Raw genomic sequence first — 26,053 nt, 5'->3', positions numbered from 1 at the left:
CAAAAGCGATAATGCGCAGCCTGCACGGGCATACCATTACCTTTGTACAGTACCCTCAGCCGCCATATGGGGAAGCGGCATGCCATACTGCTCTCCATATCGTGCGGCAAACACATCACGTTCCAGCCGTTCGCAATAATCCAGATAGCGGATGAGTGCTTTTTCTGCCCGTACCGTACGGCCATAACTCCGTTTGTAATGCCGCCAGAGGATCAGCACATTCACGGACCATGCATCATAACTATGCCGGGTTACGCGCTGGCGTATGCTGGGAGGCAGGGCATCGAATGCCTGCCAGTCGTTTCCATCATACCTGCGCCAGACCTCATGGCGCAGGGTACGTTCGTTGCCGAAGGCTGGCGCGCGGGTCATTGCGCTGCGGGCTCCATCTGCCACGCAGGGAACCGGTCTGGCAGATTTGCAAACTCACTTGCATCAAAAAGAGTTTGTCCGGTATCTGGCACAAGACAGGCTTCCAATGCGGCGCGAATGGCAGCCTCATCCATATCATCCGTGCCGATAAACACCATTTCCTGTCTGCGGTCGCCATAAAGCCGGTCCCACCGGGAAACCAGCATATCCTGCCATTCCGTATCTTCCGGCCAATGTTCGGGGGGAATGGCAACCCACCAGTGCCCGGCAGCCTGCGTTTGCACCAGCGCACCAGCCTGTCCCAGCTCACCCACCCACATGGGTCTGGTCGCCAGCCAGAAATACCCCTTGCCGCGCACAACGCCCTGCCAGGCATGATCTATAAAAGCCTTGAATTTTTCGGGAACAAACGGACGGCGCGCCCTAAAAACAAAACTGCGGATACCGTATTCATCCGTTTCGGGAGCATGGTCTGCAAACCCGTAAAGCTCTTTGTACCATAATGGGTTTTTGTGAGCTTTTTCGTAATCAAATCGGTGCGTATTCAAAACCCTGTCCAATGGCACCACGGAATTGTCTGTTTCTACAAGATCGGCATCAGGGTTCAGGCTCATGATAATCTGGCGGGCGGCTACACGCTGTTCAGGCGTGGCGCTGGAAACCTTGTTGAGCACAACAACATCCGCAAATTCAATCTGCTCCACCAGCAGGGAAACAAGGGCGCGCTCATCGTCCTCCCCCGCGATTTCTCCCCGATCCTTGAGAAAATCGGTTGAGCCGTAATCCTTCAGAAGGTTAACCGCATCCACAACGCTTACCATGGTATCCAGCCGGGCTATGTCCGCCAGACTGGCTCCGGCTTCGTCGCGGAACTCAAACGTGGCGGCAATGGGCAGGGGTTCCGCAATACCGGTTGATTCCACCAGAAGGTAATCAAACCGCCCATCTTCGGCCAGCCTGCGCACCTCCTGCAACAGGTCATCACGCAAGGTGCAGCAGATGCAGCCGTTGCTCATTTCCACCAGTTTTTCGTCCGTGCGGGAGAGGTTGCTCCCACCGCGCACCAGATCGGCGTCTATGTTCACATCGCTCATGTCATTCACAATGACCGCGACCTTGCGGCCTGTGCGGTTATTCAGAATGTAATTGAGCAAGGTTGTTTTTCCGGCACCAAGAAAACCGGACAAAACGGTAACAGGCAGTCTGGCGGACATGGGAGAACCTTATTGTTGCAGCACACTCCCTCCGGTATATACGTTATAATATAACATAACAATTATGACCTGAAATTAAAGCGCCACTCCGCAGGCAAAGCAGCCCCAGAGCAGGCCATGCACCCATGCCCCACTCCGCCCATACCCGCTTTATGGCGCGCTGAGATGCGTATAAAGAATGGAACAGCCTATGCCGATCAGCGCGCACCCGCCCAGAATTTCTGCGTAACGGCCAATCCACACGCTGGCATGTCGGCCAATAATCACCCCCATTGTAGCCACAACGGTTGTAACACCGCCAATAACCAGACAGGCGGACAGAATATTCACCTGCATGACACCCAGACTAACCCCCACAGCCGTTGCATCAATGCTGGTGGCCAGTGCGGTTGTGACCAGACCGAGCACCCCACGCCGCGGCGACGCCTGATCCACAACCTGTTCTGGCTGGGTCTGCTCTTTCCCCCGCACGGCAAGGCGGATCATATTACCGCCAATGGCCAGCAGCAGGCCAAAGGCGATCCAGTGGTCAACCGCTGCAATCCATGTGCTGAGCGCCAACCCCAGAACCCAGCCGATGACTGGTGTTATGGCTTCAAAAAAACCAAAGACCGCACCTATGCGCACGGCGTCATTCAAACGGGCGTTCTGCTGGCTTGCCCCTTTACCAACTGCCGCGGCAAAGGCATCTACCGACAGGCTGAGCCCCAGAACACCCAGCGTGAAAAAACCAGTCATGAGAAGTCCACGGGCCGCAGGAAACACAAACAGCAGACAGAAATCCCCCGGCCACAACTGGGACTCCCTCCGCCGTTGGTCTTGCCTGGCGTTTTTTGCAAAACGCTGCCTCCACCATGGCCCTAAAGCCAAGTATGTTGATGAAGGCCCCTCAAAACTGAGGGTAACTACTCCCCAAGGACTGCGCGATGCCTACCAAGTGCTGCGCAGGATTGCAACCCTGTGTTTATCCGCTTTTCATCCACAGGCTTACCCACGCAAGCATCCTCAGAATCTGTGGATAATATAAGGGTCAACAACTGGTCTGCGCAGTCATGCGCCCTGATCTCTTTCCAGCAGTTTTTTGAACTCCTCCCCCCCTACTCTGTGAATAACCCGCCACTACGCCACACAACACGACCCACAATCCTGACGGGATAACTGCCATCTCGGGTCATTTGCTGTGCTTCCTGCGCGTTGATCTCATCGGTGGGATAACGCGGATTATCGCTCATAACCAATAAATTGCCATTTGCACGAAGAGAAAGCCTTTTTACCAGAAGCTGGTTGCCAACTCTTAAAGCATAGACACCACCTGTAAAAATATCTTTATCCATCAGATCGAAAACAACGCTGTCACCAGAAAAAATAACAGGCTCCATACTATCACCACGCACGGTAAAGCTGACCAACCTGCGTGATCTGGCTTTAAGATGATCTGGCAAAAGAGATGTGCTTATTTGGAAAGATATACTTTCTTCAGCATATACTGACGAAACACCATGCCCGACTGATAATTCCACATCATAGCCGGGGATATGCATGAGTTCTGTGGGTGTTTTCTGCCTGCATGCCACTGCGTTACTGCATGAATTGGGCTGATCGCCAAACAGCAGCCATTGCAGGTCCACATCGCACGCCTGTGCGATCTGTTCCGCGATCCCGATTTTCCACTCTCTTCCGTTCATGTAACCGCTAAGAGTGGTTGTACCGACGTTTGCCGCCACGGCGACATAAGCCAGCCCTCCGGCATTCTTTACAGCCTGCTTCAGGCGCGAAAAGCGCGAAAGCTCTTCCCACTTGCGATCTGCTTCTGGAAAATCACCGATTTCGGTGTTTTTCATGCTCATTTTTGGGAGTTTTCTGACGCTTTCCAGTGTTTATCCACAAGATATCCACTGAAAAGACGTGGGCACCAACCGAAAACGATTGACGTAATTCGGTGTGTCGCTATTTTCACGTTAGTTCCTCCGTTCATAACAGACGCGGTTGGACGAAAAAAAGAGGCCGGGGGGCAACCGACCTCAAAGCTCAGGGAGTCCACTTATGGCACAAAAGCCATCAGGGATGCACGCAGAGGATATTAACGCCAAACTTCGTAAGTGGTTTAAATCTCTCGCTACACTACCCCGTTATATGGGGAAGAAACCCGCCCCTGTTAGCGCCACGATCAGTCAGTCTGGATCTTATGGAAATGGAAACCACCTCCATTCAGGGTAGAACCCTTTGCGAGGTTTGGGAGCGGAGCCGGTTTCATACAGATGGGTTTTCTGTCTGTATACGTGTTGTATGGCCCCAATAAATGCACTGTGGATTGTCATGGTGGCTCCCATGGGACGCCCCGCCACCCGGCGTCAGACCGCTTTTACCCCTCCATGCCTTCGTGCACAGATACCGGCACAACATACATCCATACACATGGGCTTTTTTCCAATCTAAAATAATGAAAAAAATCATGGTGTATAATCGCATAATACTCCCACAAAGTTATCAAAACGTAATTGAAAAAACCTAACATCTTCTATACTTTGCGTGGAATCTTAGAATAAAAGAGATTATTTTGCTCCATTCCCTTGCATCTCGGATCATCTTTGTCGGCTTCATCGTCAGCGCTAATCTGATCTGCCTTTCCTTGCTGCTGCTCTCCGCCTCCGACAACATGATCTCCAGCTTTGAATGGAATGCCCACAGGCAGAAAATTACCGAAGTAGTCTCCGAAACCCTGTCTGACCTGCGAGAATCCCAGGCCGAAGAACGCGGCTATCTGCTCACCACAGACCCTTCCTTCGCCAAGGATTTTGACGACCGCATTGCCTCGGCCCTCGCCAATGTCAACATGCTTGAACAACTGGTGCAGGATAACCCCATACAGCATGAACGGGCACAAAGCCTGCAAGTTGCCACCAATGAGCGGCTGGATACCCTGAGCAAACAGATCGCACTGGCCCGTCAGGGCCGGTTTGATGAGGCCCGGTCACGGGTTATCGTCGGACAAGGGCGTATAAACATGGCCATTATTGCCCAAAAAGCCAATGAAATCCTACAGACAGAACAAGAACTGCTCATTGCGCGGGAAGCCACGGCCAGAGCGCACGCGACATGGAACAGGAAGCTGGTCATTGGCGGATGTCTGATTATTGTTCTGCTGGTAAACAGCCTTCTGTATTTTGTGCTCAATGGCATGCGCCGTTCCGTCAGCCAGATTACGCGCGCCATGTCCGATTTCGGGAATGGTAACCGCACCGTCCGTGTGGACGATCAGATGGGCTGTACGGAGTTTGATATGCTGGCCCATGGCTACAACACCATGGCCGAACGGCTGGACGCCGCCATGCAGGCCCAGGAAGCCAGCGACTATAAGCTGCTCCAGGCCAATGCCGAACTCAAACGCAACAACAAAGCCATGGAACTGCTGGGCGAAATGGCGCACCGCCTTCAGGCTGCCCGCACCAGCAGCGAGCTTTCTGCCATTATCGGCGCTTTTGTGCCCCGCGTACTACCCGGCATACCTGGTGCGCTGTACACACATAACCATATCACCAACCAGCTTGAACGCATTGCACACTGGGGTAGCCGTACACCCGTTGGCCGTGATGGCCTGCACCCTTCGTCGTGCTGGGCGCTGCGGCTGGGGCAGAGTCACTCCGTCAACTCTCCTGGCGGAGACGTGACCTGCCAGCATGTCGATAGCGATGTCAGCATCTACCATTGCGAACCCCTGTTTGCGAGTGGCGAGGTTGTGGGGCTTTTGTACCTGCAAAGCCATGTGGCGGAAGAAAACCGCTTCCGTCTTGTTGCACTGGTGGAAAACATTGCCTCTGCGCTGGTTAACCAGAACCTGCAAAAAGACCTGCTTGAACAAACAATCCATGACCCGCTGACAGGCCTGTTCAACCGTCGCTATATGGAAGAAGCCCTGAACACCGAAATTGCCGCAGCCAGCAGGAACAACACGACACTGAGCCTGATTATGGCCGATATTGACCATTTCAAACGCGTTAACGATGAATTCGGGCATGACGCGGGGGACATGGTCCTGCGCACCATTGCCAATGAAATCCAGAACTCCTTCAGAAGCAACGACATTGTATGCCGGTTTGGTGGAGAGGAATTCCTGATCATCACAACCTATCACCCGTTGAACGCGCTCATCCAGCGGGTGGAAAACCTGCGGTCGAACCTGTCCCGGCTGGAATTACATTACAGTGGCCGCGCTTTGGGCAAAGTCAGCATGTCGTTCGGTGTAACCACATGGGACAAATCCTTACCAACGGAAACGACCGCCATTATCCGCAAGGCTGACGCGGCTCTTTATCAGGCCAAAAAAAACGGACGGGACCGTATTATTGTCGGCTGATACCCACCGCATACGCGACAACGCCGGAATACACCCCCTGCCCCTCTCTTGATCTCGCGCCCGATCCGACCCATTCTAGGCCGGAACAAGATATCGCCTGACGCGCCAAAGCGTCCTACGCAATGTAGCACCGGCTGCCACGTCAGGAGACGTGCCATGCGCAGTAACGAGAAACATAGGACAAAGTTCATGGACCTTCTGCATACTCTCAAGCACCGTCATGCAACCAAGGCGTATGACAGGGAGCGCAAAATACCTGCTCCTGTCATAGCACAACTGCTGGAAGCCCTGCGTTACAGCCCCTCCTCCGTCAATTCCCAGCCATGGCACTTTTTTGTGGCCGACACGGACGAGGGCAAGGCCCGGATTGCCAAATCCACCAGCAGCATCTTTGCCGTTAATACACCTCGTGTCATGGACGCATCACACGTCATTGTGCTGAGTGCTCGCAACACGCTGCCGCCCGAATACCTGCAAACCCTCGCAGATCAGGAACAGGCTGATGGCCGCTATATCGATGCAGATGCCCGCGCGCTAACGCATAAAGGGCGGTTGGGGTTTGTGGGGCTGCATGAACAGGCAGGTGACGTACCCACATGGACACAAAAACAGACCTATATTGCACAAGGTTTTCTGCTTCTGTCTGCTGCTCTTCTTGGCGTGGATGCCACCCCCATGGAAGGTTTTGATGCAGCTCTTCTGAGCAAGGAACTGGAACTGGAGGAAAAAGGCCTGTCACCAGCCGTTATTGTGGCTCTTGGCTACCACTCGGATGCTGACTTCAATGCCAAGCTCCCCAAATCCCGCCTACCCGAGGAAGCCATCTTCTCGCATATCTGACGCCCTCCCTCTCCTGCACCTGAATCATCTTGAGCAGGAGAGGATTTTTTCCACAGATATGATGGATTAGGACCCGCCGCTGGTGTTGATCGGGTCATCATTGATTTTCATTTTTTTAATAATTTGCGCAAGTTCATGCGCATAGGCTGTTTTGACATCGGTAACAGCCTTGCCCACCCGCTCCTTGGGGTGTTTCTGACATTCGTCCCTTATGGCTTTGGACAGGCCTTTTGTAACCTCATCTGGCGGGCGGGACTCACTCATTTTGTCGCCTGAGTAATCTTCATGCTCGGAGTTGAGGTAATCTATACAGATTCCATTAGCGTTATTGGTTGTCTTCTGCATCAACGCCTTAAAGTCCCCGTCCTCCTCATTATCCTGCGCCATGGCAGGAACCGAGCACACGGCAAGCACACCGCCCAGAACAAGACTTATAAGCTGTTTACGCATGGTCCGTGCCTTCCATATTCCTGCCCCATGGGCATATGGCTGCCGATGTTACCATACCCGTCCATGACCTGCCTAACCGGCAGGATCTTCTGGCGTATAAAACTGGCGTAACTGTTGGTGCTGGTTACGGCCTTGGCCGTGGGCAACATGTCTCCTCTGCTGGCACCTGAGCCACTTTTTCCTCCCGGCAGGCTGATTGTTCCTATCCGGAATGAGTAAGCACGCAGCTACGCGCAGATGTAAGGAGCAATTCTTCCAGACGAGGTTATGGAGGCTTTTCCCTACACCGCTGTATTCCAGAACGGGGTTTTTCGGGGCATTACAGGGTGCCAGAGCGCCATAACACTTCAGCACCCGGTTACTTCCTGCAAACTTTGTCCAACATTTTTAACTTTTCAGTAATACCTGCCGCTCATCCTGTCAGATACTGACGTATAGCAGGATCCTTCCATGACAACACTTAACACGGCCCAACCAGCTCATATGGGCCTCTCCCACGCAGCCGGGTCCTACAATACGGCATTCAGCACAAACAATGCAGCGTCCGCTCCCGCCGCAGACAGTGGCAGCGCCACCACGGCGAAGCTGCCGGACACAGAAAAATCTGTACAAATAACATTATCTCAGGCTGGCATTGATTTTTTGGCAAATACATCTTCTGCGACCAGCGCGTATCTGGCCTCTGCGCAGTTGGCGCTGGGCAGACTGGATCAGCTTGCCAAATCAGGCCATGCCTCCGCCAAAGAACAGGCAGAGGAAAAGGTCAATATTCTCAAGGCGCAGATGCGCCAGCTTATGCAGTTCAAAGCTTTAATGTCGCCTAAAGCACTGGCGCAGGCTCTGGCACAGCTCGCACAGCAGCTTGCCGCAGCCGTTGCCCAATATACGCAAAGTGGTGGCAGCAATGCAGCCATAGGCAATGCCCTGCTGGCAACCCCACAGGGCACGTCCGGTACTCAGGGCGCCCCTGCCACACAAACACAACAAACCGATGCAGATACAGGCCAGAACAGCACCGCAACTGATAGCGCACAAGCTGCACCTTCACCTGCAAACGTAACAGACACAAAAAATTCGGAAAATCAGGATTTTGCACAATCGGTGCGGGGACTGGCCGCACAGATTAAAGCACTTCTTCCAGACAGCAGGCACCATTTTAAGAACACAGATACTCCCGCCGATACCGACCTCAAGGCCACACAAAATGCCCTTGACGCCGTGGAGCAGATGAGCCCGCTCCTGAGCGGGCAATAACCACGGCGCAGGCTGACACACAAAACAGGCAGGGGGTGGAAAAACAGCCTCTCTGGACTTTCCCCGACAAAACCGATTAAGAAAAACTTATGAGATGGTTTGCAACAAGCATGATCTGCCGCGTTCTCGGGCATAAATGGGGACCATGGCAGCGTCAGCGGTCATGGGACGGTAACGGGGAGTTCCAGCACCGCAAATGCATGCGGCGCGGTTGTCTGGCTACAGAGCAACGACAGGCGGGTAATGGTCCCGTCCGGGCAGTAAAGCCAGAAAGTTAACTGTTTTCCGTTGCATGGGATGGGATGTTGACAGAGGCGCAATACTCTTGAGCCTTGACCGCGTTATTTACGATTGCCCTGAAGAATCGACACTGGATTGACCGCTATGCCGGAGAATGAGAATTGGCGGAAGGGGTGGGATTCGAACCCACGGTACGCTCTCACGCACGCCGGTTTTCAAGACCGGTGCCTTAAACCGCTCGGCCACCCTTCCTTACCTGTTCAGGTGGCAGCCTTATAAACAGGATACAGCGGTTCTGTCCAGCGTGACAAAGCGGGGGAGTTCTCCGCGTAGCGCTTGCCCTTCCCGCCATGGAACTGTACAAGCCCCAGACAGAATAGCCATTCCTCTCAGGAACCAAGTATGAAACAGCAGGCAAACCTGATCCGTGCCGGTCAGGTGATTGAGCATGATGGCCGTCGCTGGACGGTTTTAAAACAGCAGATCATTACCCCGGGTAAGGGTGGTGCATTCATTCAGGTTGAAATGCGCGATCTCAAGACCGGCAACAAAACCAACGAGCGCTGGCGCACGGCAGATACGGTCGAACGTCTGATGACCGAAGACCGCGAATATCTGTATTCCTATACAGATGGCGAACTGCTGGTTCTGATGGACCCCGAAACCTTTGAACAGCTTTCTGTTCCTTCCGCCCTGCTGGGCGATCAAGCTCCCTTCATTCAGGATAACATGACCATCAACCTGCATCTGGTTGAAGGAGACCCGGTTGGCATTGACCTGCCCCCGCATGTCACGCTGGAAGTGGTTGAAGCTGATCCGGTTGTCAAAGGCCAGACTGCCAGTTCCTCCTACAAGCCTGCCATGCTGTCCAATGGTGTAAAAACCATGGTCCCGCCGTTTATCGAAGCGGGTGAACGCATTGTGGTCCGCACGGAAGACGGGTCTTACGTCGAACGCGCCAAGGACTGATTTTTTCAGTTTTTTTCTCTCCAGAGTCAGGACTTAATTACAGTGGCCATGCGTCTCTCCCCCGTCATGATGGTGATGCAAACCGCAGCCCAGAAGGCGGCCAAGCGTCTCCTGCGCGATTTTAACGAAGTCGAGCAGCTTCAGGTAAGCATCAAGGGGCCGGGTGACTTCGTTTCCCAGGCAGACCTCCGTGCAGAACAGACCCTGCGTGAAGAACTGGAACGTGCCCGTCCGGGTTATGCCTTCCTTATGGAAGAATCCGGGGAATCAGGCAGTGATAACTGGACATGGCGCTGGATTGTTGACCCGCTCGACGGCACCTCCAACTTCCTGCACGGCATTCCGCACTGGGCCATTTCCATTGGCCTCCAGCGCCGTCTGCCCGATGGCAAGGTGGAACTGGCTGCGGCTCTGATCTACAACCCCGCAGCAGGTGAAATGTTCTGGGCCGAAAAAGGGAGTGGCGCATACCTGAACGAGCGGCGCATTCGTGTGTCTGCCCGGCGGGATATGCCCGAATCCCTCTTTGCCACGGGTATTCCCTTTGCCAAGGTTCCTGCCCGCCAGCGCCTGCCCTTTGCCCGCGTGCTGGGCAACCTTATGCCCCGCGTGGCCGGTGTGCGCCGCTTTGGTGCGGCCTCGCTGGACCTCGCATGGGTCGCGGCAGGCCGTTACGAAGGGTATTGGGAATTCGGCATCAAGCCGTGGGACTGTGCCGCAGGTATTCTGATCGTGCGTGAAGCGGGTGGTCAGGTTACAGCCCCTGATGGCACGGAACTCGATGACCTGCCTGATGATATCATGATTGTCGCAGGCAATGGCAACATGCACGGCAAGCTGCTCGAAATTGTTGCCGACAGTCTGAAAAACCCGGAATAACACCCCGCCGACCAGCCTCTGGGCCACGCCTGAACTGGGGAGAGTAGCACTGCATGACTACGCATTTACCTCCTCACACAATCTCGGCTGGTCCAGAACCCGGTTTGGCATCCCCCCATACCCCAACAGAATGCCCACTCTGCCGCGCACAGGGAGCCGCTTTTGCATTCAGCAAAAATGGCTACGACCTGTTCCGCTGCCCCGACTGTGATTTTCTGTTCGTTCATCCCTATCCGGATGCCGCCACACTCCGTGCGTTTTACGAAACAGCGTATCGCGGTGCATCAGCCGATTTTTACCCCAAAGCCTTCAGCCGCCGCTGGCGCGCAGTGTGGAGGAGCCTCCCGTTCCTGCCCTATGTGTGGCGCAAGAATGTTCTGGATTTTGGGTGTGGTGGTGGTTTTATGGCCGAAGCATTCAGTCGGCTGGGCGCGCGTGTAACGGGTCTGGACATTAGCCAGAACAGCATTGCCTACGCAAAGCGCCACTTCCCCCAGGCCACATTCTACTGTGAAGATTCAGACGCTTTCCGCCAGCGCAACCTGACATTTGACTTTGTATTCAGCTCCGAAGTGCTGGAACATGTTGCCGGACCAGACGCGTTTATGCAGACACTGGCCGCAATTACCCGCCCCAATGGTTTTGTCTATATCTCTGCACCGGATGCGGGACACCCCGCCGTGCCACAGGACCTTCCATCATGGACGGATATTTGTCCCCCTGAACATTTGCAGTTTTTCAATCATCACAACCTCTGCCTGATTTTTGAACGCTACGGTTTTGTCATGCACAAAACCATAAAGAGCCTTACACCAGCCCACTCGGTCATTTTCCAGCGCAAGAGTTCCTGACCTACATCATTGCCGCTCGGCTCTGGCATTTGCCGCAGGAATCGCTCATGTAAAGTAAACCATGCAGCCATCCTTTCCTTCAGCCCACGAAGCCCCGGCCCTTATTCCCCATCAGGGACGGTTTTCGCTCCTGACAGAGGATGGAGAACTGCTCAGCCTGAGTGCTGGCGAAGTGCGCGAACGACTGCATGCCATGCCAGCCCCGCTGGTAGTGCATGCCCCGGCACTGGCCCGCAAACTGGACCTCCCTCCCACGGGCCAGCCGTCCCCCTGGCTGGACCTGCTGGAACTTTTCACATTTGTATATCCAGCCCGCCCCGTAGCCCCAACCCCGCGCGGCCTTGCGCTGGCCCTTGGGCTGGACGCACAGAGTATTGAGCAGGCAGAGGCGGACGTACTGCCCAACCTTTTATCCATCCTGCTGGGTGAACTGGCACGGCAGGCCAGAACCGGGCAGATTGACCTTCTGGCAGCCCTGACCGTCCGGCTCGGGCAGGCTGGCTGGATATGGACCGGTACTGTGGCGGAAACCATAGGCCTGCACAGCCGCATGACCAACAACGGCAGGCTGGCGGAAGATGCCATGCAGCCCACAGACGCCCTGCGTGTATGGCGGCACCTGCCCAAATGGGAGGAAAGCGCACAACGCCCTCCCCCCGCCTCCCACCCCATCAGCCCGGCGGAAGCGCGGGAGCGGCTGGTCAACATTCTGGGAAGCGATGCAGAGGTCCGGTCCGGGCAGGCGGATTTTGCCAGTGTCTCAACCGAGGCATTTACCCCACGCACCATGCGCGGCGACCCGGCCATTGTACTGGCCGAAGCCGGAACAGGCACCGGCAAAACACTGGGTTACATAGCCCCAGCCAGCCTGTGGGCGGAACGTAACGATGGCGCGGTGTGGCTGAGCACCTACACACGCCACCTGCAACGCCAGATCGAGCAGGAAACAAAACGCCTTTACCCCGAACCCGCAACACACCGCCAGAAGGTGGTGCTGCGCAAAGGGCGTGAAAACTACCTGTGCCTGCTGAACATGGAGGAAGCCGTCAACTCCGCAGCCTCCCGCCCCGCAGGCATTACCATTGCCCTGTGCATGCTTGCACGCTGGGCCCTGACCACAGCAGATGGAGACCTGTTTGGCGGGGATCTGCCCGGCTGGTTTGGAGACCTGTTCGGCCACGGCAACCTTGCCGGTGTGGCTGACCGCAGAGGGGAATGCATACACGGAGCCTGCCCGCATTATCAGCGCTGCTTTGTTGAACACTCCATCCGCCGCGCGCATGATGCCGCACTGGTCATTGCCAACCATGCGCTGGTCATGACACAGGCTGCCTACGCTCAGGCTGGGATGAGTGATGATGACGAAGCAGGCGAACAGGGCAACATTCCCACACGCTATGTGTTTGACGAAGGGCACCATCTGGCCGATGCGGCAGACAGCGCTTTTTCTGCCGAACTGTCGGGGCTGGAAACAGCCGAACTGCGGCGCTGGCTACTGGGGGCGGAAGGCCGACGCTCACGCGCAAGGGGGCTCAAGCGCAGACTGGATGATCTGGTTGTTGGCCATCCGAAGCTTGAAAACCCGCTGGATGCCGCCCTGCTGGCCGCCACGGCCCTGCCTGCGCCGGGCTGGTCCACGCGTCTGGCGCCAGAGGCGGCGAACACACCACCACCAGAACCCACGGAACTGAATACCCCGTTCCCGCCCGAACCTGCGGTAGACCAGCCGGTTATGGAAAACCCTACAGAAGCCTTTTTACGCCTGTTGCGTCAGCAGGCCATGGCCCGCTCGGCCGAGGGGGGCAAGCAGTCCATCCACACAGCCATGGAGTGCGACCTGCACCCGCTTGTACCCGACATGGCCGAGGCAGGCCAGCAACTGGCACGCGCGCTCAGCCGAATTGTGGAGCCCCTGCGCACCCTGAGCGAACGCCTGCAAGCCCGGCTGGAAGAAGATGCAGACACGCTGGACGCGACAACCCGTGGTCGCATAGAAGCCATGACCCGCGCCCTGCGCCGCCGCGCCATATCCCGGCTGGATGCATGGATGACCATGCTTGCAGCACTGGACCAGCCGCCAGAGCCAGGCAGCACACCTGCGCATATCCACTTCATCCGCCTTGAACGGCGCGACAAACAACGCATGAACGAGCAGGACGTGGGGCTTTACCGCCACTGGCTGGACCCGACCATTCCCTTTGCAGGCATTATGGCCATGCCTGCGCAAGGCATGCTCATGACCTCCGCCACCCTGCGTGACCAGCAGGGCGGCGGAAAAGAAAGTGACGAGGCCGAAACCGCATGGGAAGCCGCCGAAGCCCGTACCGGGGCCAATCATTTCCCCTCCCCGGCCCTGCGGGCCAGTCTGGCCAGCCCGTTTGATTATACCCGTCAGACCCGCGCCTTTATTGTAACAGACGTGGACAACAGCAGTCTTGTGGATTTGTCTGCGGCGTTTCGTACCCTTTTCCAGTCCTCTGGCGGGGGGGGGCTTGGTCTGTTTACCGCCATATCCCGCCTGCGCGGCGTGTATGACCGTATCGCCCCTACGTTGGAAGAAGAGGGCCTGCCCATTTACGCCCAGCATGTGGATGCAATGGACAACAATACGCTGGTTGATATTTTCCGGACCGAGGAACATGCCTGCCTGTTAGGCACGGACGCCATGCGCGATGGAGTGGACGTTCCGGGCAATGCCCTGCGTCTGGTTGTATTTGAGCGCGTACCATGGCCCCGGCCAGATATTCTGCACCGTGAGCGGCGGATTCATTTATCCGGAGGAGACCCGAAAGGGTTTGATGACCGCATTGCCCGACTCAGGCTGCGGCAGGCCTTTGGACGGCTGATTCGCCGACAGTCAGACCGAGGGGTTTTTGTCCTGCTGGACCGGCGTACACCTACGAGGCTTTTAAGCGCCTTCCCTGATGGGGTCGCCGTCGAGCGGTGTGGGCTTGCGCAAACGGCACGCCAGATCACCGCTTTTCTGGCGGAACAGGCCGGACAAAACTGACCAGCCCGCTCCCAGACCGCCTGATTAGAGCGGCTTAAGGTTGGTGGCCGCCTGCTTACCGCGCTCCTCCACCATGTCGTAGGACAGTTTCTGTCCATCATTCAACGCGCGCAGACCGGCTGCCTGTACAGCGGTAATATGCACAAACACGTCTTTCCCTCCATCATCGGGGGCAATAAAACCAAACCCTTTGGTGGCGTTGAACCATTTAACGGTACCTGTCGACATGAGCGAAGTCATCCTTATTTCGGCCAGTTACTCCTCCTGCACACGACGCGCCGCGAGGAGAAATGACATTCTCCCCCATGACCGGGGGCGCTTGTCAATCACAATTCAGCCTGCACCCCAATTCCTTTTGCCCGGACACCTTACGGATTGAGCCTGCTTTTGAGGAAGACAAGGCTGCGTTCCTGTGCCTGTACAAAGGCCTGCGCATTGTAAGATGCCCGTTCCTCACAGCCAAAACCGTGTTCCGCATTGTCATAAACATAAAGTTCGAGGTTGGGCTGAGAGGAACGGATTGCGGCGATATCGGTATGGGGAATACTCGTATCCCGCTCACCAAAATGTAATTGCACGGGGCAGCGTGGAGTCTCCTCCCTGTGGGCAGCTATACCCCCACCATACCAGCTTACGGCCGCAGCAAAATCATCCGTGCCTGTAGCGGCATCCCACGCCAGGGTGCCGCCCCAGCAATACCCGATCACCCCGACCTTGCGCGCCTTCAGCGCACGGGCTGCGGCCTGGACATCCAGCAGGGTTTTGGCGGTGGGTATCTGCGCACGCAGGGCAAGGCCTTTTTGGGCACCATCTGTTGTGTATTCCAGTTCCACCCCACGTTGTGCGCGGTCAAACAGGGCAGGAGCGATAACGTGAAAACCCGCCTGGGCAAACCGCTCGCATACCGTGCGGATATGGTGATTTACGCCAAAAATTTCCTGTAGCACCACCAGCGCGTACGGATGTGCGCCACGCCCGGTCTCCCACGCGGCAAACTGGTGGCCATCGGCGGCTTCCAACGTGCGTTTCTGTCCCATGTTCAATCTCCTTGTCTGGAATGACGTTAAAACAAAAAGAAACTTTACCCCATTCCTTGACTCACCCATGGGGCGTACCTACTTTCTGCCTTGGCACTCCTGATGATGGAGTGCTAACGCGACGCGGCGTTATGTTACGCGCGGTTCAAACGGGTGGCGCTGCTTTCTGACAAAGGGCGTCATCACAGCAAATGAATGTGGAGTGATCCATAATGACGAAGTTTCGTCCCTTACACGACCGGGTAGTTGTACGGCGCCTTGAAGGCGAACAGAAAACCGCCGGTGGCATTATTATCCCCGACACGGCCAAGGAAAAGCCCATGGAAGGCGAAGTGGTCGCTGTTGGCGCGGGTGCCCGCAATGAACAGGGTCAGGTTGTGGCGCTTGATGTCAAGGCCGGTGACCGCGTTCTGTTCGGCAAGTGGTCCGGCACGGAAGTGAAGATCGACGGCGAAGAGCTGCTGATCATGAAGGAAAGCGACATTCTGGGCATTGTCGCAGCCTGATCCGCACTGATCCGACCGTTTACCCACTCAAGATCCTCACAGGAGAAATTCAATGGCTGCCAAAGACGTAAAGTTTGGTGCAGACGCACGCCAGCGCATGCTGCGCGGTGTGGACATTCTGGCTGACGCCGTAAAGGTAACGCTGGGCCCCAAGGGCCGTAACGTTGTTCTGGACAAGAGCTTCGGCGCACCCCGCATTACCAAGGACGGCGTTTCCGTCGCCAAGGAAATCGAACTGGCTGACAAGTTCGAAAACATGGGCGCACAGATGCTGCGCGAAGTCGCGTCCAAGACCAACGACGTGGCTGGTGACGGCACGACCACCGCAACCGTTCTGGCTCAGGCCATTGTGCGCGAAGGCCTGAAGGCCGTTGCCGCTGGCATGAACCCGATGGACCTCAAGCGCGGTGTGGACAAAGCCGTTGCCGTGGTTGTTGAAGAGCTGAAGAAGAACGCCAAAAAAGTTACCACCCCGGCGGAAACTGCACAGGTCGGCACCATCTCTGCCAACGGTGAAGTTGAAATCGGCAAGATGATCTCCGAAGCCATGCAGAAAGTTGGCTCCGAAGGCGTTATCACCGTTGAAGAAGCCAAGCATTTCCAGACCGAACTGGACGTGGTTGAAGGCATGCAGTTCGACCGTGGCTACATCTCTCCGTACTTCGTGACGAACCCGGAAAAGATGACGGCCGATCTGGAAAATCCCTACATCCTGATCCATGAAAAGAAGCTCTCTTCTCTTCAGCCGATCCTGCCCCTGCTGGAATCCGTTGTTCAGTCCGGCCGTCCGCTGCTGATCATTGCTGAAGATGTTGATGGCGAAGCGCTGGCAACCCTGGTTGTCAACAAGCTGCGCGGTGGCCTCAAGATTGCTGCTGTCAAGGCTCCGGGCTTCGGCGACCGTCGCAAGGCCATGCTGGAAGACATCGCTATCCTGACCGGTGGCCAGGTTATCAGCGAAGACCTCGGCATCAAGCTTGAAACCGTTACGCTGAACATGCTTGGCACCGCCAAGAAGGTTCACATCGACAAAGAAAACACGACCATTGTTGACGGTGCTGGCAACGGCGACGACATCAAGGGCCGCGTCAAGCAGATCCGTGCGCAGATCGAGGAAACCACCTCTGACTACGACCGCGAAAAGCTGCAGGAACGTCTGGCCAAACTGGCTGGCGGTGTTGCCGTAATCCGCGTTGGTGGCTCCACGGAAGTGGAAGTGAAAGAACGCAAGGACCGCGTGGACGACGCCCTGCACGCAACCCGCGCTGCGGTTGAAGAAGGCATTGTTCCCGGTGGTGGTACGGCTCTGGCCCGCGCAACCAAGGCTCTTGCCAACCTGCACTACCACAATGACGATCAGCGCGTTGGTGGCGGCATTATCCTCAGCGCCCTGCAGGCTCCCCTGCGCCAGATCGCCCTCAACGCGGGTGAAGATGGTGCCGTGGTCGCCAACAAGGTGCTTGAAAACCCTGACTACAACTTCGGGTTTGACGCACAGGCTGGCGAATACAAGAACCTGGTTGAAGCCGGTATTATTGACCCGGCCAAGGTTGTCCGTACCGCTCTGCAGGATGCAGCCTCTGTTGCTGGCCTGCTGATCACCACGGAAGCCATGGTTGCAGAACGCCCTGAAAAGAAGGCAGCCCCTTCTGGCGGTCCTGACATGGGCGGCATGGGTGGCATGGACTTCTAAGCTACCCGGACCAGCCTTAAGGAATGGTGGAGGTGCTGGCCTGTCCAGCCCTCCACCACTCCCCCAAACAGGCATAAGGGCGTGCAGACCATTATGGTGTGCACGCCCTTTTTTTATGGCTTTTTTCAGCCATAAATCAGATTGTGAAACAATTCGGTATCAAACCGGATTGCCACCTCGGTCATTCCGGAATAGATACAATAAGATTAGGCCCATCGCTCCTTACACGAATCTGGCGAGCGTCAATGGCTGCGTATTTTAAGGAGAACGCATCATCATGTCAGCGCGACCCTTCCAAGCTGTCAATCCGGCGAGAGGTCCAGTTATTCGCAAGACCACGGCTGTTCTGTCAGCCTGTCTTGTCGCAGCCCTTGGCTGCTCTCAGGCTTATGCCGCAGACGCTCCCCCGCCCATAGACACGGGGGATACGGCATGGATGCTCACCAGCACCGCACTGGTGCTGATGATGACCATACCCGGCCTTGCCCTGTTCTATGCTGGCATGGTGCGTAAGAAAAACGTGCTGGCAACACTCATGCAGTCCTTTGCCCTGTGTTGCATCATGTCCATTGTATGGATGGTCGCGGGGTATTCCCTTGCCTTTACAACCGGGTCGCCATGGATCGGGGGGTTCTCCCGCGTGCTGCTCAACGGTATTGGCGCGCATATCCATAATGGCGCAGATGTTGGCTTTACACTGGGTGCGGATAGCCCCAACGCCACCACCATGACCATTCCTGAGAGCATCTTCATGATGTTCCAGATGACCTTTGCCATTATCACGCCCGCGCTGATCTCGGGCGCTTATGCAGAGCGCATGAAGTTCAGCGCCATGTGCGTGTTTTCCATCCTGTGGTCTCTGGTGGTGTATGCCCCCATTGCGCACTGGGTCTGGAGCCCGATCGGCTGGCTGGCTGGCCTTGGTACGGCTGACTTTGCCGGTGGTACGGTTGTCCATATCAACGCCGGGGTCGCCGGTCTGGTCTGTGCTCTGGTGCTGGGTCGCCGCAAGGGCTACGGGCAGGATGATCTTTCCCCCTTCAACCTGACTTACGCCGTTATTGGTGCCGCCCTGCTGTGGGTTGGCTGGTTCGGCTTTAACGCAGGGTCCGCTGTGGGCGCCAACGGCCGCGCAGGCATGGCTATGGCAGCAACCCAGATTGCTGCCGCAGGTGCAGGCGTATCGTGGATGCTGGCGGAATGGCTCCGTTCGGGCAAACCGACTGTTCTGGGTGTAATTTCCGGCGCTGTTGGCGGTCTGGTCGCCATTACCCCCGCTGCCGGTTTTGTGCTGCCGGGCAGCGCGCTGGTCATTGGTCTGGTGACAGGCGTTGTCTGCTACTGGGGCGCGACATCCCTCAAACACATGATGGGGTATGACGACAGCCTGGATGCCTTTGGCGTGCATGGTGTTGGCGGTATTGTTGGAGCACTGCTGACCGGTGTGCTGGCCTATGGCCCGCTTTCCGCTACCGATGCCAATCCTTCGGGTGTTGTGGGCTCCCTGCACCAGCTTGTTGTGCAGAGCGAAGCGGTGCTGGTGACCATTATATGGTGTGCCTTTGCCTCCTTCATCATCCTCAAGGCGATTGATCTGGTCATGGGTCTGCGCGTCACTGCGGATCAGGAACTGGAAGGGCTGGATATGTCCTTGCATGGTGAACGGATCAACAACTGATCCGTTCACCCGCCCGTCTTTTGGGTAAAAAGCCTCCGTGCTCTGGCATGGAGGCTTTTTTTATGGGCTCACGGTGCGCACGGGCATACAAACCATGCTATGCCCCGACCATGGCCATTCCGATCCTTCCTGCACTGTCTCTGCCTGAATCCGAACTGGAGGTCAGTTATATTCTGGCATCCGGCCCCGGCGGGCAGAACGTGAACAAGGTCGCAACGGCCGCACAATTACGCTTTGATGCCGCGCATTCACCCTCTCTTCCCGAACGGGTCCGTGTACGTCTGCTGGAACTGGCGGGTACCCGCGCCACACGGGAGGGCGTTATTGTCATAACCGCCCGGCGGTTCAGGACACAGATACGCAACCGCGAGGATGCCATAGAACGGCTGGTCGGCCTGATCCGCGAGGCCGCTCACCGCCCTGCTTTCAGGGTCGCGACACGTCCGGGCCGGGCCGCACGCCAGCGCAGGCTGGACGGCAAAGCCCACCGCGCCAGTGTAAAACGTACCCGCTCAGCCCGGTTTGAAGACTAGGCCTGCACTCCGGCCGGGCAAGGTATTGAACACGCACGGAGCCGCGCGGAGCATTAACTGATATTAATTTTCAGATACGGGCAAAAAGCCGTCAGGCTTGCATTTCTTACACATAATTTTTCATGATAATGATGGAATGCTGGCAGCATGGGCTGCCGCTCTCTTATCCTCCTTGCATGAGGTATATTCATGACTGTTGTTGCCCGCACCGGACTGGCCGCTTTGCTGCTTGGCTGCGCCACAGCCCTTTCTCTCCCCAGCGCCCACGCCATGACGGTGAAGGAGTGCCACGAGAAGTTCACACAGGCCAAAAACGCCAACACGCTCAAGGGCCAGTCCTTCAAGGAATTCAAGGCCAGCTCGTGCGATGTAGCCGCCACCCCGGCCAGTGCTGCCCCCAAAGCCCCCACACCAGCAACACCCGCCAGTACTGAGGCTCCCAAACCTGCCAAAGCTGTGACCGCCGCAGGGGCCGCTCCCTCCAGCGCAACCCTGCCCACCGCCGTAGCGCCGCAATATGCCAAGCTCAGCGCAGGCAAGGCCCGTATGCAGACCTGCCTTGACCAGTACAACGCCAACAAGGCCAGCAACGCCAATGCCGGTCTGAAGTGGATTGAAAAAGGCGGCGGGTATTACAGCATCTGCAACAAACGCCTCAAGGGCGAATAACGCCCCAAACCCTGGCCAGTGCTGGGGAATTTTTCTTCCCCAGCACTGGCGGTTGAGCAGAGCATAATCCGATCTGCCTGCTTCATATCCTGCGGCAGCAATACGACGGCCTCTACAGCGGCCCGCTACGATAAACTGAAACCAGCTCTTCTCGCAGCGCCGTTCAGTGCGCTTCCATTATCCTCCTTCTTGACTGACGGCACGCTCCTGACGGGTGTGACCCGTTGCAGGCATGACGTAGAGCATGTGCGTGCGATACGAAATCCATACCCTGTGGGCGGCAAACCAGTCCGCACCCAGCAGCATGTCCACCGTATCCTGCACGGGGGCGACCGTGAGCACGGGGGATTTTTCCTGCTCCTGCCCAATCTGCATCATGCCGAATTTGTGCCAGTGGTAGGTTTGCTGGTGGCCATCCACACCTGTTGTCAGCCCGCCGGGATCGGCAGCCAGCGTGTGCTGGCTCACGCCCATACGCTCTGCCGTCTGGGTTGAAACAATGCACGAGCGCGCTCCACTATCCACCAGAGCCTGCAGGGCGTGGCCATCCAGTTCCACACGGGCGATCACCCGCTCCCCCGCATTCTGCAACGGAACCGCGCGGTAGATGTAATGCCATCCCTCTGGACCAGAGCAGCCGGACGGACCTGCGGACCAGAAAGAGAGTGTCCCCTGCGCAACGTCAAATTCCACATCATAGCGCGAGAGCATATCCCCCCCCACCAGTCCTTCCACCGCAGGCTCCGTACGTGGCGCAGCAGGTAGCGCATCCACGGGAATGGAAACCGGACCAAACTCCAGCCCTCCTATTTTAAAGGAACGCACCACTGCATTGGGTACAATACGCCCCGCTCCCCCCGTACCATGCACCATGGTACGGGCCGAGCGGTCCAGTTTCGTATCAAACAGGGCGGCGGCCTCGGGCGAGAGCAGGCCACCTTCCGAGCCTGTATCCACGATCATGCGCGCGGCATGGTTGTTCAGGCTGACCGGAATATTCAAAAACCCCAGATCATTGCGCAAAGCCACACGGGCCATCAGCCTATGGCAGGACTGGGCACTGGCGGTCTGGAGCCCTGCCCCCATGCCAGCTACAACAGCCGCAGCGGCGGCACAATACCGCCATCCCCATTGGCTCTTCTGCCTGCCGTGCCGAGGTGTCATGCCAGTTCCTGCGCAAAATGGTCCGTGGCATTGAGCAGGGCGGTCAGAATACCGGGCTCAAACAGAGCGTGGCCTGCGGCATCGACAAGCTGAAAATCCGCCTCCGGCCATGCCCTGTGCAGGTCCCACGCCGTGCGCACGGGAGTTGCCATATCGTACCGCCCCTGCACGATCACGGCAGGAATATGGCGGATACGCGCCACATTGGCGATAAGCTGGCCTTCCTCCAGCCAGCCGCCATGAACAAAATAATGGTTTTCTATGCGTGAGAAAGCCAGTGCGTAATCGGCCTCATCATGCTGGTGTTCCATTTCCGGGCAGGGGAGCAGGGTCAGGGTCCGTCCTTCCCACAGGCTCCACGCCCTTGCGGCGGCCAGCCGCTCTGCCACGTTGTCCGAAATCAGGCGTTTGCGATATGCTCCCATCATGTCGCCCCGCTCCACAGGGGGGATGGGGGCAACAAAATCCTCCCATTTATCGGGGAACAGCCAGGATGCGCCTTCCTGATAATACCAGAGCAGTTCGGCCTGACGCAGGGTAAAAATGCCGCGCAGCATAAGGGCACTCACACGCTCGGGGTGGGTCTGGGCATAGGCCAGAGCCAGCGTAGACCCCCATGACCCGCCAAAAACAGCCCATTTTTCCACCCCGAACAGGGTACGCAACCGTTCAATATCGGCCACCAGATGCCATGTTGTATTAGCTTCAAGCGAGGCATGCGGGCGCGAACGCCCACACCCGCGCTGGTCAAACAGCACAATGCGGTAGCGTGCGGGGTCAAACATCTGGCGTTGTGCGGCCGAACATCCGCCACCGGGCCCACCATGCAGGAACACAACCGGAATACCATCGGGATTACCACACTGCTCCCAGTAAACCTGATGCCCTTCCCCCGTATCCAGATACCCTTGGGCGTAGGGTTCTATTTCCGGCCACGGGGTGCGGTATGCTGTGGTGATCATAACCCTCAACCTTCTTTTTTATGGGCGTTGTGCTCCATTTGCGCACGCGGATGCGCACGCGTCCAGACATCCAGCAGCCGCGCCTCATCCGCCAGTGTGTAACGTTGTGTTGTGGACAGGCTGGCATGGCCCAGCAGTTCCTGAATAACGCGCAGGTCAGCCCCCCCTTCCATTAAATGGGTGGCAAAGGAATGGCGCAGGGCATGGGGGGTTACATGCTCGGGCAGCCCGTTGCTGACCCGCCATTCCCGCATGGCCTTCTGGGCAATGGCGGGTTGCAGGCGCCCCCCACGGACCCCGACAAACAGCGGGCTGTCCGGTGCGGGGGCTGGGTGGCGTCTGCGCCATGCTTCCAGTGCCTTGCACACGGCCGGAAGCACAGGCACCAGCCGCTCCTTGCCCCCTTTACCGTGAATACGCAGAACCCCGCTGCCTTCCATGGTGCGCAGATCGGCAATATTCAGGTTCAGCGCTTCTGAAATCCGTAGCCCACAGCCATAAAGCAGCAGGAACAGGGTAGCGTTCCGCTGCTCCTCCATAGGGGTGTGGGCCATACTGGCTATCTCGTCCGGGGCGGCCAGTGCATTCTCCCGCGTCAGGGGGCGAGGCAGTGTCTTTTTGGTACGGGGCAGACGCAACAGCGAGACAGCCGGATTCTCCACCCCTTCCCTGCGCGCCAGATATTTAAAAAATGAACGCAAGGCAGAAACCCGGCGCGCACGGGTACGGGCTGCCTGATCCGATGTACTCCGGCGTGCATGGGGGCGACTGGCCTGCTCCTGCGCCTGTGCCACCTCATACGCAAGCCATGCCCTGAGGTCGCGCAGGGTTATGCTGGCAAGGCCGCTCATGGCTGGTGGGCCACCCAGATGTGTGGTCATAAAAGCCAGAAAACGGGCCAGATCCCCCCGATAGGCATCTATGGTCAAAAGGGAAGACCGTTTTTCCACCGCCATCCATGCCAGAAATTTTTGCACCGCGTCTTCGGCCGTCATATCCATGCGCCCCCGCTCCATGCTCCCTTTATCCTACGTTCAGGCAAAAAGCCCAACAGACAACCCCCTGTTCTTTGCGCTGCTGCGCGCTTAAACATAAGAGCATGGCAGTGGCACCTCCCTTCCCTCCTATGCATGTCTCCGGCACGGACCAGCCCGTAACGGAAGGGCTGCGCGTGCCCGTTCTGCTGCCCATGCCCTTTACTGGTCCCTTTGACTACAAAGCTCCCGCCAGCATGGCGCTCAAGCCGGGCGATATTGTAAGCGTACCTTTGGGTAACCGCCGCCAGACCGGCGTGGTATGGAACACACAGACCACCTTGCCACCAGACCTTGCCCACCCCACGCCGGGCAAAACAGTGGCAGATAACCGCCTGCGTGCCGTGGCCGAGCGGCTGGAGCTTCCCCCGCTTAATGCCGAACTCCGCCGGTTTGTGGACTGGGTGGCCGCCTATACGCTTTCCCCCCCCGGCATGGTGCTGGCCATGACCCTGCGCCTGCACATGAAAGGGGCCACACCCGCACCCACCATGGGCTGGGCCCCCCACCCAGCCCCGCCAGACGGTCTGCGCATAACCCCAGCACGCCAGAAGGTGCTGGACCTTATGGTGGATGGCTGCCCGCGCACCACTCCCGATATTGCCAGTGCAGCAGGGGTCAGTGCAGGTGTGGTCAAGGGACTGGCGGATGCGGGCGCGCTGCGCCCGGTTCTGCTCGAACCTGCCAGCCCGTTTGCCCGGCCAGACCCGCTGCACCACCAGCCTGTGCTTGAAGGAGCGCAAAAAGAGGCTGCCACCGCCCTGCGCCACAGCGTGCAGGACAAAAAATTTTCCGTCACCCTGCTCGAAGGGGTAACGGGCTCGGGCAAGACCGAAATCTACCTTGAAGCCATAGCCGCCTGTCTGGAGCAGGGCCAGCAAGCCCTTGTACTCCTGCCCGAAATTGCCTTGTCCGCCCAGTGGATGGACCGGTTTACACGCCGCTTTGGCGTGCGCCCCGCCGTATGGCACTCCGAAATCGGGCAGAAGGCACGCCGCCAGACCTGGCTGGGAGCTTCTGATGGTTCCGCTACGGTCATTGTGGGCGCACGCTCGGCCCTGTTCCTGCCGTTTTGCAACCTCGGCCTGATTATTGTGGATGAAGAGCACGAATCCCTGTTCAAGCAGGAGGAAGGTGTCATCTACAACGCGCGGGACATGGCGGTGGTGCGCGCAAGGCTGGCGGGGTTTGCCGCTGTGGTGGTCTCCGCCACTCCCAGCCTGGAAACACTGGCCAATGCGCAGGCCGGACGCTACCAGCGCCTTGCGCTGCCCACCCGCCACGGCGGCGCATCCTTACCGCAGACCCATCTGCTGGACATGCGTGAGGCCCCACCCGAGCGGGGGCTCTTCCTCTCCCCCAGGCTGGTGGAAGACATAGCCGCCACATTAGAGCGGGAGGAGCAGGCCATGCTGTTCCTTAACCGCCGGGGTTATGCCCCCCTTACACTATGCCGCACCTGTGGACACCGCATGGAATGTCCGCACTGCACCGCATGGCTGGTGGAACACCGCAACCGTCAGGTGCTCAGTTGCCATTACTGCGACCATACGGAGCCTATGCCCCCTGTCTGTCCAACCTGCAAAACCGAACACAGCCTGACTGCCATTGGCCCGGGGATCGAACGCATAACAGAGGAGGCACGCCAGTGCTTCCCCGATGCGCGCATTCTTGTCATGTCGAGCGATACGCTGGGAGGCCCTGCCGCCACGGCGGAAGCAGTTGCCAGAATTGCCCGCCGTGACGTGGACCTGATTATTGGCACCCAGATTGTCGCCAAGGGCTGGCACTTCCCCCACCTGACACTGGTTGGCATTGTGGATGCCGATCTGGGGCTTGGGGGGGCGGACCTGCGGGCCGGGGAACGCACGATCCAGCTTTTGCATCAGGTCGCAGGCCGTGCGGGCCGCGCCAGCGCACCGGGGCGCGTGGTGCTGCAAAGCTACATGCCCGAACACCCGGTTATGCAGGCCCTGCTTTCGGGCGATTTTGACCAGTTCATGGAGCAGGAGGCCGAACAGCGCCGCCACGGCTTCTGGCCCCCTTACGGGCGGCTGGCAGCGTTGATCATCAGCGCGGAGACCCCTCAGGCAGCCGATGACGCCGCAGCACGCTTTGGCCGCGCGGCTCCTTATGGGGAGGGGATTCAGGTGCTGGGGCCTGCTCCGGCGCCACTTGCCATCCTGCGCGGGCGGCACCGCCGCCGCCTGCTGCTGCGCACATGGCGCAGCATTGCGGTGCAACCTATTCTGCACCGCTGGCTGGGACTGGTCCCATTAGACAGGCACGTACGCGTTGAGGTGGATATAGACCCCGTCTCGTTCCTGTAACGGCACCTGCTCCG

General features: G+C 57.6%; 24 protein-coding genes, 1 tRNA gene and 1 riboswitch. Of the genes, 14 read left to right on the top strand and 11 right to left on the bottom strand.

Annotation, left to right across the window (positions count from 1 at the left end; translation table 11 throughout):
* Nucleotides 1-36 precede the first annotated feature (36 nt).
* From PY793_RS04855 to PY793_RS04840, 4 genes are all read right to left on the bottom strand, one after another.
* Nucleotides 37-372 (bottom strand): DUF6525 family protein, encoded by a 336-nt coding sequence (locus PY793_RS04855; RefSeq protein WP_275176974.1) that lies wholly within the window; start codon nt 370-372, stop codon nt 37-39.
* Nucleotides 369-1,586: a GTP-binding protein gene (locus tag PY793_RS04850; RefSeq protein ID WP_275176973.1), complete on the bottom strand. Its 1,218-nt coding sequence runs from the start codon at nt 1,584-1,586 to the stop codon at nt 369-371. The genes PY793_RS04855 and PY793_RS04850 overlap by 4 nt, the downstream gene beginning before the upstream one ends.
* Nucleotides 1,587-1,736: 150 nt before the next feature.
* Nucleotides 1,737-2,324, bottom strand: coding sequence for a manganese efflux pump MntP (locus PY793_RS04845; RefSeq protein WP_275176972.1), 588 nt, complete (start codon nt 2,322-2,324; stop codon nt 1,737-1,739).
* Between the two features lie 87 nt (nt 2,325-2,411).
* Nucleotides 2,412-2,512, bottom strand: a riboswitch (yybP-ykoY riboswitch).
* A 171-nt stretch (nt 2,513-2,683) separates the two neighbouring features.
* Nucleotides 2,684-3,433, bottom strand: a complete 750-nt coding sequence (locus PY793_RS04840; protein ID WP_275176971.1) for a LexA family transcriptional regulator — start codon at nt 3,431-3,433, stop codon at nt 2,684-2,686.
* 710 nt (nt 3,434-4,143) lie between these two features.
* Between PY793_RS04840 and PY793_RS04835 the strand changes: the two genes are divergently transcribed.
* Both PY793_RS04835 and nfsB read left to right on the top strand, forming a co-directional pair.
* Nucleotides 4,144-5,940 carry a sensor domain-containing diguanylate cyclase gene (locus tag PY793_RS04835; RefSeq protein WP_275176970.1) on the top strand — a complete coding sequence of 599 codons (1,797 nt, stop codon included), beginning with the start codon at nt 4,144-4,146 and terminating at the stop codon, nt 5,938-5,940.
* Nucleotides 5,941-6,129: 189 nt separating this feature from the next.
* A complete protein-coding gene (nfsB, locus tag PY793_RS04830) occupies nt 6,130-6,780 on the top strand; it encodes an oxygen-insensitive NAD(P)H nitroreductase (protein ID WP_342803912.1) in 651 nt (216 codons plus the stop codon).
* A 66-nt stretch (nt 6,781-6,846) separates the two neighbouring features.
* Here the strand turns inward: nfsB and PY793_RS04825 are convergent, their stop codons facing one another.
* Nucleotides 6,847-7,230: a hypothetical protein gene (locus tag PY793_RS04825; RefSeq protein ID WP_275176968.1), complete on the bottom strand. Its 384-nt coding sequence runs from the start codon at nt 7,228-7,230 to the stop codon at nt 6,847-6,849.
* A gap of 5 nt (nt 7,231-7,235) precedes the next feature.
* Here PY793_RS04825 and PY793_RS04820 point away from each other — a divergent pair, with 5 nt between their 5' ends.
* Together PY793_RS04820 and PY793_RS04815 are read left to right on the top strand one after the other, a co-directional pair.
* A complete protein-coding gene (locus PY793_RS04820) occupies nt 7,236-7,400 on the top strand; it encodes a hypothetical protein (RefSeq protein ID WP_275176967.1) in 165 nt (54 codons plus the stop codon).
* Nucleotides 7,401-7,680: 280 nt separating this feature from the next.
* Complete coding sequence (locus tag PY793_RS04815) at nt 7,681-8,484, top strand: hypothetical protein (protein WP_275176966.1); 804 nt, start codon at nt 7,681-7,683, stop codon at nt 8,482-8,484.
* 402 nt (nt 8,485-8,886) lie between these two features.
* On the opposite strand, the gene PY793_RS04810 is transcribed toward PY793_RS04815, so the two are convergent.
* Nucleotides 8,887-8,976: transfer RNA gene (locus tag PY793_RS04810), tRNA-Ser, on the bottom strand.
* 150 nt (nt 8,977-9,126) lie between these two features.
* Here PY793_RS04810 and efp point away from each other — a divergent pair.
* The 4 genes from efp to PY793_RS04790 all read left to right on the top strand — a co-directional run bounded on the left by efp (nt 9,127) and on the right by PY793_RS04790 (nt 14,433).
* Nucleotides 9,127-9,693, top strand: a complete 567-nt coding sequence (efp, locus tag PY793_RS04805; protein ID WP_275176965.1) for an elongation factor P — start codon at nt 9,127-9,129, stop codon at nt 9,691-9,693.
* Nucleotides 9,694-9,741: 48 nt separating this feature from the next.
* Nucleotides 9,742-10,572, top strand: a complete 831-nt coding sequence (locus tag PY793_RS04800) for an inositol monophosphatase family protein (protein ID WP_275177111.1) — start codon at nt 9,742-9,744, stop codon at nt 10,570-10,572.
* Between the two features lie 53 nt (nt 10,573-10,625).
* Nucleotides 10,626-11,423, top strand: coding sequence for a class I SAM-dependent methyltransferase (locus tag PY793_RS04795; protein ID WP_275176964.1), 798 nt, complete (start codon nt 10,626-10,628; stop codon nt 11,421-11,423).
* 61 nt (nt 11,424-11,484) lie between these two features.
* On the top strand, nt 11,485-14,433 hold the full coding sequence (locus PY793_RS04790; protein ID WP_275176963.1) for an ATP-dependent DNA helicase: 2,949 nt from the start codon (nt 11,485-11,487) through the stop codon (nt 14,431-14,433).
* 24 nt (nt 14,434-14,457) lie between these two features.
* On the opposite strand, the gene PY793_RS04785 is transcribed toward PY793_RS04790, so the two are convergent.
* On the bottom strand, nt 14,458-14,661 hold the full coding sequence (locus tag PY793_RS04785) for a cold-shock protein (RefSeq protein WP_025827469.1): 204 nt from the start codon (nt 14,659-14,661) through the stop codon (nt 14,458-14,460).
* Nucleotides 14,662-14,801: 140 nt separating this feature from the next.
* Nucleotides 14,802-15,470, bottom strand: a complete 669-nt coding sequence (locus tag PY793_RS04780) for a dienelactone hydrolase family protein (RefSeq protein ID WP_275176962.1) — start codon at nt 15,468-15,470, stop codon at nt 14,802-14,804.
* Nucleotides 15,471-15,682: 212 nt separating this feature from the next.
* Here PY793_RS04780 and groES point away from each other — a divergent pair, with 212 nt between their 5' ends.
* From groES to PY793_RS04755, 5 genes are all read left to right on the top strand, one after another.
* Nucleotides 15,683-15,976: a co-chaperone GroES gene (gene groES, locus PY793_RS04775; protein ID WP_059024221.1), complete on the top strand. Its 294-nt coding sequence runs from the start codon at nt 15,683-15,685 to the stop codon at nt 15,974-15,976.
* A 52-nt stretch (nt 15,977-16,028) separates the two neighbouring features.
* Nucleotides 16,029-17,669, top strand: a complete 1,641-nt coding sequence (gene groL / locus PY793_RS04770; protein WP_275176961.1) for a chaperonin GroEL — start codon at nt 16,029-16,031, stop codon at nt 17,667-17,669.
* A gap of 277 nt (nt 17,670-17,946) precedes the next feature.
* Nucleotides 17,947-19,347 carry an ammonium transporter gene (locus PY793_RS04765; RefSeq protein WP_275176960.1) on the top strand — a complete coding sequence of 467 codons (1,401 nt, stop codon included), beginning with the start codon at nt 17,947-17,949 and terminating at the stop codon, nt 19,345-19,347.
* A 110-nt stretch (nt 19,348-19,457) separates the two neighbouring features.
* On the top strand, nt 19,458-19,880 hold the full coding sequence (gene arfB / locus PY793_RS04760) for an alternative ribosome rescue aminoacyl-tRNA hydrolase ArfB (protein ID WP_275177110.1): 423 nt from the start codon (nt 19,458-19,460) through the stop codon (nt 19,878-19,880).
* Nucleotides 19,881-20,069: 189 nt separating this feature from the next.
* On the top strand, nt 20,070-20,549 hold the full coding sequence (locus tag PY793_RS04755) for a superantigen-like protein SSL4 (RefSeq protein ID WP_275176959.1): 480 nt from the start codon (nt 20,070-20,072) through the stop codon (nt 20,547-20,549).
* A gap of 177 nt (nt 20,550-20,726) precedes the next feature.
* On the opposite strand, the gene PY793_RS04750 is transcribed toward PY793_RS04755, so the two are convergent.
* Genes PY793_RS04750 through PY793_RS04740 form a run of 3 tightly spaced genes read right to left on the bottom strand, consistent with a single transcriptional unit; the run spans nt 20,727 to nt 23,670 of the window.
* Nucleotides 20,727-21,713 (bottom strand): retroviral-like aspartic protease family protein, encoded by a 987-nt coding sequence (locus PY793_RS04750; protein ID WP_275176958.1) that lies wholly within the window; start codon nt 21,711-21,713, stop codon nt 20,727-20,729.
* On the bottom strand, nt 21,710-22,675 hold the full coding sequence (gene pip / locus PY793_RS04745) for a prolyl aminopeptidase (RefSeq protein WP_275176957.1): 966 nt from the start codon (nt 22,673-22,675) through the stop codon (nt 21,710-21,712). The genes PY793_RS04750 and pip overlap by 4 nt, the downstream gene beginning before the upstream one ends.
* Before the next feature lie 5 nt (nt 22,676-22,680).
* A complete protein-coding gene (locus tag PY793_RS04740) occupies nt 22,681-23,670 on the bottom strand; it encodes a tyrosine recombinase XerC (protein ID WP_275177109.1) in 990 nt (329 codons plus the stop codon).
* Between the two features lie 131 nt (nt 23,671-23,801).
* Here PY793_RS04740 and PY793_RS04735 point away from each other — a divergent pair, with 131 nt between their 5' ends.
* Nucleotides 23,802-26,039: a primosomal protein N' gene (locus tag PY793_RS04735; RefSeq protein WP_275177108.1), complete on the top strand. Its 2,238-nt coding sequence runs from the start codon at nt 23,802-23,804 to the stop codon at nt 26,037-26,039.
* The last annotated feature ends 14 nt before the right edge of the window (nt 26,040-26,053 follow it).

Source organism: Acetobacter fabarum, assembly GCF_029069195.1.
Lineage (GTDB): Bacteria > Pseudomonadota > Alphaproteobacteria > Acetobacterales > Acetobacteraceae > Acetobacter > Acetobacter fabarum_A.
This window is presented reverse-complemented; position numbering and strand designations above follow the sequence as displayed.

Coding starts and splice junctions, on each gene's coding strand:
- groL (WP_275176961.1), top strand. CDS start 16,029: ATGGCTGCCAAAGACGTAAAGTTTGGTGCAGACGCACGCCAGCGCATG.
- PY793_RS04800 (WP_275177111.1), top strand. CDS start 9,742: ATGCGTCTCTCCCCCGTCATGATGGTGATGCAAACCGCAGCCCAGAAG.
- efp (WP_275176965.1), top strand. CDS start 9,127: ATGAAACAGCAGGCAAACCTGATCCGTGCCGGTCAGGTGATTGAGCAT.
- PY793_RS04765 (WP_275176960.1), top strand. CDS start 17,947: ATGTCAGCGCGACCCTTCCAAGCTGTCAATCCGGCGAGAGGTCCAGTT.
- PY793_RS04755 (WP_275176959.1), top strand. CDS start 20,070: ATGACTGTTGTTGCCCGCACCGGACTGGCCGCTTTGCTGCTTGGCTGC.
- PY793_RS04845 (WP_275176972.1), bottom strand. CDS start 2,324: ATGACTGGTTTTTTCACGCTGGGTGTTCTGGGGCTCAGCCTGTCGGTA.
- arfB (WP_275177110.1), top strand. CDS start 19,458: ATGGCCATTCCGATCCTTCCTGCACTGTCTCTGCCTGAATCCGAACTG.
- groES (WP_059024221.1), top strand. CDS start 15,683: ATGACGAAGTTTCGTCCCTTACACGACCGGGTAGTTGTACGGCGCCTT.
- PY793_RS04850 (WP_275176973.1), bottom strand. CDS start 1,586: ATGTCCGCCAGACTGCCTGTTACCGTTTTGTCCGGTTTTCTTGGTGCC.
- PY793_RS04815 (WP_275176966.1), top strand. CDS start 7,681: ATGACAACACTTAACACGGCCCAACCAGCTCATATGGGCCTCTCCCAC.
- nfsB (WP_342803912.1), top strand. CDS start 6,130: ATGGACCTTCTGCATACTCTCAAGCACCGTCATGCAACCAAGGCGTAT.
- PY793_RS04790 (WP_275176963.1), top strand. CDS start 11,485: ATGCAGCCATCCTTTCCTTCAGCCCACGAAGCCCCGGCCCTTATTCCC.
- PY793_RS04795 (WP_275176964.1), top strand. CDS start 10,626: ATGACTACGCATTTACCTCCTCACACAATCTCGGCTGGTCCAGAACCC.
- PY793_RS04855 (WP_275176974.1), bottom strand. CDS start 372: ATGACCCGCGCGCCAGCCTTCGGCAACGAACGTACCCTGCGCCATGAG.
- PY793_RS04785 (WP_025827469.1), bottom strand. CDS start 14,661: ATGTCGACAGGTACCGTTAAATGGTTCAACGCCACCAAAGGGTTTGGT.
- PY793_RS04780 (WP_275176962.1), bottom strand. CDS start 15,470: ATGGGACAGAAACGCACGTTGGAAGCCGCCGATGGCCACCAGTTTGCC.
- PY793_RS04840 (WP_275176971.1), bottom strand. CDS start 3,433: ATGAGCATGAAAAACACCGAAATCGGTGATTTTCCAGAAGCAGATCGC.
- pip (WP_275176957.1), bottom strand. CDS start 22,675: ATGATCACCACAGCATACCGCACCCCGTGGCCGGAAATAGAACCCTAC.
- PY793_RS04825 (WP_275176968.1), bottom strand. CDS start 7,230: ATGCGTAAACAGCTTATAAGTCTTGTTCTGGGCGGTGTGCTTGCCGTG.
- PY793_RS04735 (WP_275177108.1), top strand. CDS start 23,802: ATGCATGTCTCCGGCACGGACCAGCCCGTAACGGAAGGGCTGCGCGTG.
- PY793_RS04750 (WP_275176958.1), bottom strand. CDS start 21,713: ATGACACCTCGGCACGGCAGGCAGAAGAGCCAATGGGGATGGCGGTAT.
- PY793_RS04740 (WP_275177109.1), bottom strand. CDS start 23,670: ATGACGGCCGAAGACGCGGTGCAAAAATTTCTGGCATGGATGGCGGTG.